This window comes from Kaarinaea lacus (assembly GCF_975902315.1).
Map to the genome: position 1 here is coordinate 1 of NZ_CDLKIE010000058.1, position 13,375 is coordinate 13,375.

The following is a 13,375-nucleotide window of genomic DNA, read 5'->3' on the forward strand; positions in this document are numbered from 1 at the left end:
CCATTGCTGCGGAAATCCCAGCGGCCTTTCAGTGTGTCACGCAATTCCTGGTAATTGTAAATTTCCCCATTATAGGCAAAGACATAACGCTGATTTTCCGAAACCAGCGGTTGGTGACTTCCCGCAAGGTCAACAATCGATAGACGGCGGTGCCCCATCGTGTAAGGCGGTTCACACTCTATACCCTGATCATCAGGGCCTCGATGCGCTATCTTCTTTAATGCCTGAGTAACCCTTTCCGATAGTACAGACTGGGGAATGTCATCCTGATATAGAAAAACCAGTCCGCACATTTCAGCCAGCTTCTACCAGGCTATTATAAAGCGTTGCATACCGGTGGCCGGTATCACCCCATAACAGTTTATTCTGCAAAATATATTTCCTTCCATTTTCGCTGTATGTCCTGTACAGACTTTCATTGCGGAACAATTCCAGTAGTTTAGCCGTTAGCATTTTGTCACTACCTGATTCATACAATAATCCGTTTTCATTATTGCCTATCATTTCTTTTACGCCATCGATATCGCTGGCGATAACAGGCAAACCGGCAGCAAACGCCTCCAGCACCACATTGGGTTTACCTTCACTTGAACTGGTAAGCACCAGACTGTCCGACTGCTGCAAATAGTTAACTATATTCTCTGGATCTACCAACCCGGTGAATTCAACATACCTGGCAACACCAAGCTCCCGGGATAATTTTTGCAAAGCACCTTTTTCCGGGCCGTCGCCTATTACAGTCAGTTTTATTTTTAATCGTCCATCCAGGTTAGCGATGGCTTTAATAATCACGGGAACATTTTTCAGTTTAATCAGGTTCGCAATCACCAAAACCTGGAAACAATCCTGGTTGCTGCGTATTTTTCGAGCCGGTATATTTAATAATTCGTGTTCAACCCCATTAGGGACAAAAGTTATTTTCCTGTCCATCTCGTGGTATTGTGATATCAATTGCTGGTGCATGGCATCACTAACAACGGTGATAAGCTGACTGAAGCGCATCGCGAACCGCAAAATAAAGTTGTAAACTTTTGAAGACTCACTTTTACTGATATCCGTACCACGCAGCGTCAATATTAATGGCCGGCGCGCAACCATGTTAGCTAACGCACAAATGAATCCGTTCACTGACCAATTAGCGTGAATAATATCGACCCGGGGAATTTCCCGGACACAGCGCAAAAACATGCAAAGCAGAAAAACCGGTACCAGCAATTTCATTAAGAAATTCTTTTCCAATGCGGCAGGAATGCCCCCAGGCAGGTGTGCCAGCTGTTGCCATTTCCACGGTGCATAACGAAAACATTTAAGCTGGTAGTGCGTACCGGGAGGAAACGCGTCCGGCTCACTGGCGCAAGGTGTCAACACCGATATCTTTACCGGCGCCGGTATATTGTCCACCAGGCGCTTAATAAAAATTCCACTCACAGGATTTTGTCTGCTGGGGAAAGAAGAAGTAACGACCAATACGGAGACGTTGTTATTAGTTCTATTAATAGTTTTTTTCATAAACAGCTTAAATTCGCCAGGTGTCCTTTTTACCGAGCACCAAGACTCCAGATTGACATCCCACCGATCACCTTTACTGACTTATTAATAATATTGGTGGTTCTTGTCTCGGAAGCCAAAGGTCAATCAATTACTCTGGTTTCAATATGGCTCGATTTCCATCACTCAGGTCAGTAGTTACAGCGATAACATCTAATTTTTCTTATATACTCAGCACGCCACACATAACTTTATATATACACAAGATGTGTGCCAGTTCACATTGTTATCTCTGGTTAGTTTGTAACCTTCCATCCTATTGAATCTTGATAAGAAAATAGTAGTATGCTGAGTAAATGCCACTAAATAATGCAGATATTTTGCCGATAAGGATTAAGATAAATGATCCTTGTCTTTTGGCGAGGCAAAGTGTTTGTGTCATATACTGAAAAAAGCAGGATGTCCGAATTAACACATTTCGGCTTATAATCCCTGGTTTGCCGTTGATGAAACGGCGGCTCAAGTAATTGCCCATTTATTACGCAATTTTGTTACTTTCAGCAAAGACACCCCAAGTAGTGAAAAATGTTATAGAATAAATTTCGATTAACACATCGGTATATCATATAAAAAATGGCGACCCCTAGCGCACAAATGAAACTCAATGGGTTGGCGAGAAAGCTGGTCCTGGATGGACTATTGTCTGAGCCTGATGCAGTCAAGGCACAGGACGCTGCAACCAAGAAAAAATTACCGCTGGTTTCATACCTTGTTGAGTCCAAGCTGGTTGCCAGTAAAGCATTAGCCAATGCAGCGGCGCATGAATTTGGCGTACCTTTACTAGATATCAGTACCATTGAGCTGGATCCCGAAATCGTACGATTGGTCGATGAAAAACTGGTACGTCAACACCATGGCCTGCCGTTATTCAAACGGGGCAATCGCTTATTCATTGCAGTGTCAGATCCTACCAACCTCATCGCACTGGATGAAATCAAGTTTCACGCCGGAATGAATACTGAAGCGGTGCTGGTTGAAGAAGATAAACTCAACGTCATTATCGAAAAAGCCATGTCCGACAGCGATACCACGCTACAGGACCTGGATGGCGACCTGGATGACATTGATATCTCCAGTGAAGATGATCCAGGCTCAGATTCAGGCGGTGGCGAAAGCGATGTCGACGATGCGCCTGTTGTCAGATTCATCAATAAAGTTCTGTTAGATGCCATTAATACCGGCGCTTCAGACGTTCATTTTGAACCCTATGAAAAATACTATCGAGTTAGGTACCGTCGGGATGGCGTGCTCACCGAAATAGCGACACCTCCCATAGGATTAAGTAAAAAGATATCGGCTCGTTTAAAAGTATTATCTCGACTGGACATCTCTGAACGGCGCATCCCGCAAGATGGCCGGATGAAAATGAAGTTATCCAAGAATCGCGCGATCGATTTTCGTGTCAGCACCTGTCCTACTTTGTTCGGTGAGAAAATCGTATTACGTATCCTGGATCCTACCAGCGCCCAACTGGGCATCGACGCACTCGGTTACGAAGAGGATCAGAAGCAACTTTACCTCAATGCCCTGAAAAAACCGCAAGGTATGGTACTGGTGACCGGCCCAACGGGTAGTGGTAAAACCGTTTCTCTCTATACTGGCCTTAATATTCTCAACACAGAAGATCGCAACATATCTACCGCGGAAGACCCGGCGGAAATTAACCTGCCTGGTATAAACCAGGTGAACGTAGACAATAAGGTAGGCCTGACCTTCTCGAGTGCTCTAAAAGCCTTTCTCCGCCAGGACCCTGACGTCATCATGGTGGGTGAGATTCGTGACATGGAAACAGGTGAAATAGCGATTAAAGCGGCCCAGACTGGTCACCTGGTACTATCTACTTTGCATACCAACGATGCACCACAAACCCTGAGTCGTATGGTAAACATGGGCATCGCGCCCTACAACATCGCGTCATCCGTAGAGCTGATTATTGCACAACGACTGGCACGCCGTTTATGCAACAACTGCAAACAGGTAAAAGATATCCCGCACCAGACACTGATTGATGAAGGTTTTGAACCCGATGAGATTAAAACCCTGAAAATTTATGGCCCATCCCCTGACGGATGCGACCAGTGCAACGGTGGCTATAAAGGCCGTGTCGGTGTTTATCAGGTTATGCCCATATCAGATAGCATGCGACGTATCATTATGGAAGGCGGTAACGCAATTCAATTGGCTGATCAGGCGCAAAAAGAAGGTATTAATGATTTGCGCCAGTCAGGACTGGTGAAAATCCGCGCCGGACTCACCTCCCTCGAAGAAATCAATCGCGTCACCAAAGAATAAGTAGCGAAGGAATAATCTATGGCAAAAGCAGCAGCAGCTCCAAAATCCGAAGCCTTTGTTTGGGAAGGAACCAATAAGCAAGGTAAACGTGTTAAAGGTGAATCAACAGGAACTAATGTTGCTTTAATTAAAGCAGATTTACGACGCCAGGGTATTACACCACTAAAAGTCAAGAAAAAACCCAAGTCTCTTCTGGGCGGTGCAAAGAAGAAAAAAATCACCTCAAAAGATATCGCTGTTTTCAGTCGCCAGCTGGCTACGATGATGGCTGCAGGCGTTCCTCTGGTACAGTCATTTGATATCGTCGGACGCGGCCACGAAAACCCCAGTATGCAATCTCTAATTATGGCTATCAAAGCTGATGTCGAAAGTGGTACCGCACTCGCCGATGCGCTAAGTAAACACCCTTTATATTTTGACGATTTATTCTGTAACCTGGTACACGCGGGTGAACAGGCAGGTATACTGGAAACCTTACTGGACAAAATTGCCACTTACAAAGAAAAAGTGGAAGCCATTAAAGGCAAAATCAAGAAAGCCCTGTTCTATCCTACAGCCGTTATTGTCGTTGCATTTATTATCACCGCCATACTATTAATTTTCGTTATTCCACAGTTCAAAAGCATGTTCGAAGGATTTGGCGCGGACTTGCCGGCACTTACGTTATTTGTGGTTAAACTATCAAACTTATTTACTCAGTATTGGTGGGCGATCTTTGGCGTATTAGGTGTTATCGTTTTTATTTTGGTGCAGCTAAAACGGCGATCACGAGCCTTTAACGAAATTTTAGATCGCTATATATTAAAAGTGCCGGTTTTTGGTGAAATTGTTACTAAAGCAACCATTGCCCGTTTTGCGCGTACCCTGGCCACCATGTTTGCTGCCGGGATGCCACTGGTTGAGGCCCTGGAAACAGTGGCTGACGCCTGCGGTAATAGCGTGTATGGAAAAGCCATTTTGCAGATGCGCGATGAAGTGGCAACCGGAACCCAGATGAACGTATCAATGAAACAGTCCGGACTGTTCCCCAATATGGTCGTGCAAATGCTGGCAATCGGTGAGGAAACCGGTGCAGTGGATACCATGCTTTCCAAGGTTGCTGACTTCTATGAAGAAGAAGTGGACAACATGGTTGACGGTTTAAGTTCTTTGCTTGAACCAATGATTATGGCGATATTGGGTGTTCTCATCGGTGGCCTGGTTATTGCCATGTACTTACCCATATTCAAAATGGGTGAAGTGGTCTAGCAGATATTCCAACAAATATCTTTTGGCATAGCCCGCTCTTCGCTATCAGCATGGGCGGGATATCCTGTACTGCCAGACTCTCGAATACATAACATCAACACTAGAAACCTACAGCTACAATGGCTCTCGTTCAACTACTCGAAACCAATACACTTTTTTTTATATGTTTTGTAGGCGCTTTTAGCCTGGCCGTCGGGAGCTTTTTGAATGTCGTTATTCACCGCCTGCCAATAATGATGCAATCAATCTGGCGTGAACAATGTACCGAATTCCTGTCTGGTGACGACAAATCCACTGAAGAAAATTCCGGGACAGAGAAAAAGAAACAACAATACAACTTACTGGTTCCCCGCTCAGCTTGCCCAAAGTGCGGCCATCAGATAACAGCACTGGAAAATATTCCAGTTGTTAGTTATCTATGGTTGAAGGGCCGTTGCTCCAACTGTCAAACCGCAATCAGTAAACGTTACCCGATTATTGAATTGATGACTGCCATATTGTCAGTCCTGGTAGCATGGCGGTTTGGATTTTCATGGGAATGTCTCGCGGCATTATTTTTAACCTGGTCGCTCATCGCATTGAGCATGATTGATTTTGATCACAAGTTACTCCCGGATGATATTACCCTGTCCTTTCTCTGGATCGGGATCATACTTGGGCTGTTCGGCCTGTTTACGGATTCAACCTCCAGCATTATTGGTGCTATTGCCGGTTATTTATCTTTGTGGAGCGTTTACTGGGCATTTAAACTGCTCACCGGCAAGGAAGGCATGGGTTATGGTGACTTCAAATTGCTGGCAATGTTAGGCGCATGGATGGGATGGCAAACTTTACCTGGTATCATATTATTATCATCTTTTGTGGGCGCAATAATAGGCATTTCACTGATTCTCTTTCGTGGTCGGGATAGAAATATACCCATCCCCTTTGGACCCTATCTGGCAATTGCCGGCTGGATTTACCTGCTTTGGGGAACTCAGATCACCGAGTTATATTTTTCAATTGCTGGTATTCAGTAGTACACTATACCTCAAATTCCCCAATTACCTTTTTCGACATGCTTACGATCGGTTTAACCGGCGGCATCGGTAGTGGCAAAAGTACTGTTGCCGAACTATTCAAAGCACTTGGCGTTCCGGTGTATGACACTGACGTCTTTGCACGCCAACTGGTCGAGCCCGGCCAGGCTGCGCTCGAAGAAATCAAAAATGAATTTGGTGAACAAATTATAGATACATCTGGCAAGCTGGACAGGGAAAAATTAAAGCAACAAATATTTAACAACGATCACGATAGAAAAAAACTCGAATTAATACTGCATCCTCGTATTCGCCAACTGTTACTCACAAAAATTAATCATTGCGAAGCCCCATATTGTATCGCGGTAATACCGCTGCTCGTAGAACAGCAATGGCAGCAAATTGTGGACCGCGTTCTTCTGGTTGATGTAACAGAAACCACTCAAATTGTCAGAACGCTACAGCGCGATGAAATGTCAGAGTCACTCGCTAAAACTATTATCAATAGCCAGGCCAGTCGTGAAGCTCGGCTGGCCGTAGCCGACGATGTGATTGACAATAACCAGGGGCTCGATAGCCTGAAAAGCCAGGTGACGGTATTACACGAAAAATATTTGCAGTTAGCGCAGAAATCCTGATGTTGTATTACTGACCTGGGATGACTGTTAAATTCTTATACAAATCAAATTGCGTTTCACACAAAATGAAGCTAAGGTTGATTAATAATCAACTCCATTGCAAAATACGCATATTATGGAAGCAAGCGCTGCAAATACCTTTGAAAATCTGCCGATGCGTGCCAGGGTTATAAAGTTTGAGCACCCCCTAAACGAACGCTATCGTTTCTTCTTGCGACTGGAATATCTCTTTAACTTAATGGAACACCACATGGCCTGGGAATCTCCCGAGAACAGCCATACGGCGGTAACCACTCTGTTAGACACAATAAATGTCGTCAGTCGCACTGACATCAAGACCGAAACAGTTAAGGAACTGGACCGAATTGCAGGTGTATTAACACCATTAAAGGACAAACCTGGTATTGAACTGGGTACGCTCGATGAAGTCCTGTCAACCCTGAAACAACTCAGCGCCCAACTCCGCGGTATTTCAGGCCCCATAGACAAAGACCTTAAAGAAGATGATTTACTAAAAGCACTGCAGCAAAGAAATAATATTGCTGGTGGAATGTGCGATTTTGACCTGCCTGCCTACCGCTACTGGTTAATGCAATTGCCCGAACGCCGTTTGCAGGACTTGCAGTCATGGCTTGAACCCTTCAGACCACTACAATACGCTGTTGAAAGCGCCCTGGATCTGGTGCGTGGTAGTACGGCGCCGGAACGCGAAGTAGCGGAAGATGGTATTTACAAGCGCTCTCTTGATCCAAAATCTCCCTGTCAGCTCATCATGGTCTCATTACCTGTTAATACATCTTATTTCGCGGAATTCAGCGGTAGCAAACATCGTTTTACCGTACGCTTCATGGATGCCACTCAAAAACATCCACTGCAAACCCATGATCATGTTGAGTTTGACCTGTGTTGCTGTAAGTTGTAATTGTTCCTGTTATGGTAAAAACCGTCAAATGTCCCACCTGTGAAAAAGCCGTCGAATGGACTGATGAAAATCCCTGGCGACCATTTTGCAGTGAGCGCTGTAAACTGATTGATTTGGGGGAATGGGCGAGTGAGTCCCACCGAATTGCCGGGGACAATGTTGATGATTTTTCGTTATCAAACCAGGGTGAAAAACAGAATTATTCCGACTAGCGGCATAACGCAACGTCTGAAATCGCTATGAACATGACCTGTTAAACCAGCGCTGCTAATCTAAATTCCACAGCGAGCTAATCCCGGCAATACCCTGTCCACCATTTTGCCAGCTTGTTGTAATATCTACCTGTGTCATACCACCCAAAGCATAGACTGGCATAACCGCCTGCTGCGTCCACTCAGCAAACCTTGCCCAACCCAACGGCTGGGCTTCCGGATGACTGGATGTTTTTTTTAGCGGTGCCAACACAACAAAATCAGCACCGATTCGATTAGCCTGTTCAATTTCACCAAGGTTATGACACGAAGCTGCTAGCAGGAAATTATTTGGTATTGGTCGTTCATCCAGCTTCATTAGATTTTGCGAAGTTAAATGGATCCCATCGGCGGAGATTCCAGACAACAATTCGGGCTCGCCATTTAACAAAACCTTAGTGTGATACTGATGGCATAAACTCACTACGGTTTCGGCCAATGCTATAAAAGATTCACGGGAAAGCTGTTTCGCCCGAAACTGTAACATGTCAATACTAGTCGATAATCGAGCCGTTAATTGTGCAATAAATTTTTCTTTATCGCTGCCTGGCTCGGGCGTAATAGTATAAGTGGTGGGTAACTGAACCGCTTTTATAATTGGCCTGTTAGCTGGAGGAAACAGGAACTGATCCAGTTCATCAATGTCAGTCCAGCGACATTCCTGGCCTTCCTTGCCATGTGCGGTACCGCTATACTCCAGCACTTCCCATACATCGAGCAAAACATGTTTATCAGGATAACGAAATGGTACTTTTATCAGTGGCCGGGCAGCTTTGATATCAATGCCGTTTTCTTCGTGGATTTCGCGGACCAGTGCGTCGTATACCGATTCACCTGCTTCAAGCTTGCCGCCAGGAAACTCCCACAAACCACCCTGGTGTACGTGATCCGGTCTTAGCGTAATAAACACCTGGTTTGTCCGGTTCCGTATTACTGCAACCGAAACATGTATTTTGTCAGTCATGTAAAGCGATCAGGAGGGGGATTAGTTAAGCTGACTCAGGTACGATACTCAGCATTGATTTTGACGTAATCGTATGACAAATCACAGGTCCATACATTGGCGCTTGCATTACCTCTTCCTAACCTGACATTGATATTGATCTCGTCCTGCTGCATGGCTTGTTGCCCAAGAGCCTCGCTATAGCCGGCGTCCACTCCACCGTTACTGACGATACGCACACCATTAAGCTCAATGTCAATATTATTGATATCAAGATCTTTGACGCCAGCTCTACCAACTGCAGCCAGGATTCTGCCCCAGTTGGGATCGGAAGCAAACAAGGCGGTTTTTACCAAAGGAGAATGCGCAATGGTGTAAGCCACCACTTCGCACTCTTCCCGGTCTACACCTTGAGCAACAGACACATTGACTAACTTGGTCGCACCTTCCGCATCGCGGATAATAGCCCTGGCCAGAAATTCAAATACTTCACTAATTAATCCCAGCACCTGTTTATAGTTTGGATCCTCCACACTCTCAATGACTGGCAACGAAGACTTGCCGGTTGCAATCAACACACTGGCATCATTAGTAGAAGTATCACCATCGACAGTAATACTGTTAAACGTTTTAGCAATGATTTGCTGCATACCTGATTGCAGCAAATCACGGGGTATAGCCACATCGGTCGCAACGTAGGAAAGCAGGGTCGCCATGTTCGGGCAAATCATCCCCGCTCCCTTCGCTATTCCCGATACTGTAATTTCATGACCACCTATCTGCATAGATCTCGAAATACCTTTGGCAAGAGTATCTGTTGTCATAATGGCATTTGCCGCCGCTTGCCAGTTATCTTCCTGTAAATTGGAGATTGCAGCGGGTAATGCAGATACAAAATTCTCTACGGGAATGTGCTCACCAATAACACCCGTTGAAAATGGCAATACCTGATCTACCTGGCAGTGAGCCAATTCAGCAGCAGCCCTGCAACAGGCCAATGCATTATCAATCCCTGCTTTACCGGTACCGGCGTTGGCATTGCCCGCATTAATTAACAAATAACGGGGTGATGCAGTCGATATATGCTGCTTTGCTACCACCACTGGCGCAGCACAGAATGCGTTTTGGGTAAACACGGCGGCAACCTGAGATTCTTCATCCAGCTCCATTAGCAACAAATCATCACGATTCCTGTATTTGATGCCAGCCGCAGCGGCGCCAAGGCGCACACCAGGCACTGGTTTCAAAGCAGACCATTCCTGTTTAATTTGTTGTTTATCGAGTTGAGACACAAATTCACCTTAAGAAATTCAGACACATGATGTTGTGCCGTTAGCACAACATCATGCAAAAAAGTTACTCTGAAAGCAAATAAGAAATGAACTGCTAGAAGCTTATTGAATCTTACCGTGGCACTGTTTGTATTTTTTACCAGAACCACAGGGACAGGGCTCGTTACGACCCACTTTTTTACCTTCACGGACAAAAGGCTTTTTCTCGGCCATTGCCGCCGCGCCAGCCTGACCTTGCGGCGGTGCTCCGACGGGGCCACCACCAGCAGCCGCTACTGCCGAAGCTTCTTCATGCTGAAAATTCATCGGTGCCTGTCGACGGCGCTGCTCTTCAACGGCTTCGACATCTTCTTCCGCCTTTACCTGCACACGTGACACAACATTCACCGCTTCATGTTTGATGCGGTCCAGCATTTGCGTAAACAGCTCAAACGACTCACGCTTATATTCCTGCTTGGGATTCTTCTGCGCATATCCCCGTAAATGAATACCCTGACGCAAATGATCCATGGAACTGAGATGATCTTTCCACTGGTCATCCAGCACTTTGAGCATAACCGCTTTTTCAAAATGACGTAGTACTTCGCTGCCCGCCTGCTCTTCCTTCTCCTTGTACGCATCCACCATGGTTTGCTCTATACGCTCACGCAATGTTTCTTCATGGAGGTTATGGTCTTCTTCCAGCCATTGTTCAATGGGCATTGTCATACCGAAATCAGCTACAAGGGCCTTTTCCAGCCCGGGGATATCCCATTGTTCATCCATGCTATTTGGCGGGATATAAGCATCAATCATTTCATTAACGACATCGTGGCGAATCGCTTCAATAGTGTCCGATACATCCTCGGTGGACATCAGCTCACTGCGTTGCTCATAGATAACTTTACGCTGGTCGTTTGCGACATCATCATATTCCAGCAACTGTTTACGAATATCGAAGTTATGCCCTTCCACTTTACGTTGTGCATTTTCGATGGCCTTGGTTACCCAGGGGTGTTCAATGGCCTCGCCTTTTTCCATGCCCAGTTTCTGCATCAGGGCCGCAACGCGATCCGAGGCAAAAATTCTCATCAAGTTATCCTGCAATGACAAATAGAAACGACTGGAACCCGGATCACCCTGACGGCCTGATCGGCCACGCAACTGGTTATCAATACGACGCGATTCATGGCGTTCCGTACCGATTACGTGCAAACCACCCGCGGCAACCACCTGTTCATGACGCAATTTCCATTCTTGCGTTACTTTTTCCCTGGCGGCAGTATCTTTTTCGTCAATACCTGCTAGCTGTGCATCCAGGTTGCCACCCAACACAATATCGGTACCACGGCCAGCCATGTTAGTTGCAATGGTGACTGCACCCGGACTACCCGCCTGGGCGACAATTTCTGCCTCACGCTCATGGAACTTGGCATTCAGCACTTCATGTTTAATACCGTCACGGTTCAACAAACCGGATAACAATTCCGATGTCTCGATGGATGCGGTACCCACCAATACGGGTTGCTGGCGTTCACGGCAATCCTTGATATCCTCAGATATTGCTTCAAATTTTTCTTCCGGTGACATATAAACCAGGTCAGTATGATCCTTGCGGGCAACTGGCTGGTTTGTAGGTATGACCACAACCTCCAGGCCATATATTTGCTGGAATTCGAAAGCCTCGGTATCCGCAGTACCGGTCATTCCGGCCAGCTTGTTATATAAACGGAAATAATTCTGGAAGGTAATGGATGCCAGTGTCTGGTTTTCGTGTTGTATCTGAACGCCTTCTTTGGCTTCTACAGCCTGGTGCAGGCCATCGGACCAGCGACGACCCGGCATGGTGCGACCGGTAAATTCATCCACTATAACCACTTCACCATTGGCAACAATATAGTCGACATCTTTCTGAAATAATGAGTGTGCACGCAAGGCGGCATTGAGATGATGCATTAACTTAATATTTGTCGCATCGTACAGGCTTTCACCTTCCAGTAGTAATCCGGTTTCGGTCATTAGATCTTCCACCTTTTGATGACCATTTTCCGTGAGATAAGCCTGCTTGGATTTTTCGTCGACGTAATAATCGCCGTCGCCAAGCTCTTCGCTTTCCTGGCGTTCCAGCCTGGGTATTAGCTTGTTGATCCTGGTATAGAGTTCTGAACTGTCTTCGGCCGGACCGGATATGATCAGCGGTGTACGGGCTTCATCGATGAGTATGGAATCCACCTCGTCCACGATGGCATAGTTGAGTTCACGCTGTACCTTGTCCTCGGAACTAAACGCCATGTTGTCGCGCAAATAGTCGAAACCGTATTCGTTATTGGTGCCGTATGTGATATCTGCGTCGTAGGCCGCTTTTTTCTCCGCGTGATCCTGGCCAGACAATATGACGCCAACCGTTAAGCCCAGGAATTTATATATCTTGCCCATCCACTCCGAGTCACGCTTGGCAAGGTAGTCATTGACCGTGACCACGTGCACCCCTTTTCCTTCCAGGGCATTTAGATAGACAGCGAGAGTCGCCACCAGCGTTTTACCCTCGCCGGTACGCATTTCGGCAATCTTGCCGTCGTTCAACACCATGCCACCGATAAGTTGCACATCAAAATGGCGCATGCTTAATGCACGTTTGCCCGCTTCACGTACTACGGCAAATGCTTCTGGCAATATTTGCTCAAGCGTCTCGCCTTTCGACAGACGATCACGAAATTCATCGGTTTTGGATTTTAACTGATCATCGCTCAATCCGGACATTTCCGCATCCAGCGCGTTGACCTGTACCACGACTTTATTCATTCGTTTCAACAGCCGTTCATTACGGCTGCCAAATACTTTACTCAGTAATTTACTGACCATTACGTCTCACTAATAATTTGATTAAAAAGTGGGCGAAAAAAATCGATCCCCGAAAAGCAGTGGATTATAACGGGGATAGCACCAATATAGAAATGCTAACTATAGAAGAAGTTACAAATTTTGCTTAATATTTTTGGTTATTTTTTGGCGCTACGGATATATTCCATGGGATCCACAACTTTGCCGTTATGCCAGACTTCAAAATGCACATGAGGCCCGGTTGAACGACCGGTTGAACCCATCAAGGCAACGACCTGTCCCTTTTTAATGGTGTCTCCCACTTTGACCAGGACTTCTTTTGCGTGACCATAGCGCGTGGCGTAACCATTACCGTGGTTTACCTCTACTAACAGACCATAACCATAACGACGACCTGCCCAG

11 protein-coding genes and 1 pseudogene are annotated in these 13,375 nt (G+C 46.0%); 6 read left to right on the forward strand and 6 right to left on the reverse strand.

The window, feature by feature from the left end; all coding sequences use genetic code 11:
- Positions 1 to 293, reverse strand: a pseudogene (locus ACWVCM_RS01145) (asparagine synthase B); the annotation flags it as partial.
- Position 294: 1 nt separating this feature from the next.
- The gene (locus ACWVCM_RS01150) at positions 295 to 1,509 is read right to left on the reverse strand and encodes a glycosyltransferase family 4 protein (RefSeq protein WP_455199858.1); all 1,215 of its coding nucleotides are present in this window, start codon (positions 1,507 to 1,509) and stop codon (positions 295 to 297) included.
- A gap of 612 nt (positions 1,510 to 2,121) precedes the next feature.
- On the opposite strand from ACWVCM_RS01150, the gene pilB reads away from it, so the two are divergent.
- The 6 genes from pilB to yacG all read left to right on the forward strand — a co-directional run bounded on the left by pilB (position 2,122) and on the right by yacG (position 7,879).
- A complete protein-coding gene (pilB, locus tag ACWVCM_RS01155; protein WP_455199859.1) occupies positions 2,122 to 3,840 on the forward strand; it encodes a type IV-A pilus assembly ATPase PilB in 1,719 nt (572 codons plus the stop codon).
- An 18-nt stretch (positions 3,841 to 3,858) separates the two neighbouring features.
- Positions 3,859 to 5,088 (forward strand): type II secretion system F family protein, encoded by a 1,230-nt coding sequence (locus ACWVCM_RS01160; protein ID WP_455199860.1) that lies wholly within the window; start codon positions 3,859 to 3,861, stop codon positions 5,086 to 5,088.
- 119 nt (positions 5,089 to 5,207) lie between these two features.
- Positions 5,208 to 6,107, forward strand: a complete 900-nt coding sequence (locus ACWVCM_RS01165; protein ID WP_455199861.1) for a prepilin peptidase — start codon at positions 5,208 to 5,210, stop codon at positions 6,105 to 6,107.
- A gap of 38 nt (positions 6,108 to 6,145) precedes the next feature.
- Positions 6,146 to 6,745, forward strand: a complete 600-nt coding sequence (gene coaE / locus ACWVCM_RS01170) for a dephospho-CoA kinase (protein WP_455199862.1) — start codon at positions 6,146 to 6,148, stop codon at positions 6,743 to 6,745.
- Between the two features lie 115 nt (positions 6,746 to 6,860).
- Positions 6,861 to 7,667, forward strand: a complete 807-nt coding sequence (gene zapD / locus ACWVCM_RS01175; protein ID WP_455199863.1) for a cell division protein ZapD — start codon at positions 6,861 to 6,863, stop codon at positions 7,665 to 7,667.
- 11 nt (positions 7,668 to 7,678) lie between these two features.
- Positions 7,679 to 7,879: a DNA gyrase inhibitor YacG gene (gene yacG, locus ACWVCM_RS01180; protein ID WP_455199864.1), complete on the forward strand. Its 201-nt coding sequence runs from the start codon at positions 7,679 to 7,681 to the stop codon at positions 7,877 to 7,879.
- 55 nt (positions 7,880 to 7,934) lie between these two features.
- Here yacG and ACWVCM_RS01185 read toward each other — a convergent pair whose 3' ends face one another.
- From ACWVCM_RS01185 to ACWVCM_RS01200, 4 genes are all read right to left on the reverse strand, one after another.
- Complete coding sequence (locus ACWVCM_RS01185; protein ID WP_455199865.1) at positions 7,935 to 8,882, reverse strand: Nudix family hydrolase; 948 nt, start codon at positions 8,880 to 8,882, stop codon at positions 7,935 to 7,937.
- Between the two features lie 35 nt (positions 8,883 to 8,917).
- Positions 8,918 to 10,153: a bifunctional glutamate N-acetyltransferase/amino-acid acetyltransferase ArgJ gene (gene argJ / locus ACWVCM_RS01190; RefSeq protein ID WP_455199866.1), complete on the reverse strand. Its 1,236-nt coding sequence runs from the start codon at positions 10,151 to 10,153 to the stop codon at positions 8,918 to 8,920.
- Positions 10,154 to 10,255: 102 nt separating this feature from the next.
- Entirely contained in the window at positions 10,256 to 12,994 is a 2,739-nt protein-coding gene (gene secA / locus ACWVCM_RS01195) for a preprotein translocase subunit SecA (protein ID WP_455199867.1), read from the reverse strand.
- A 137-nt stretch (positions 12,995 to 13,131) separates the two neighbouring features.
- Positions 13,132 to 13,375: M23 family metallopeptidase (locus ACWVCM_RS01200; RefSeq protein ID WP_455199868.1), on the reverse strand; the 244-nt coding region annotated here is incomplete at its 5' end.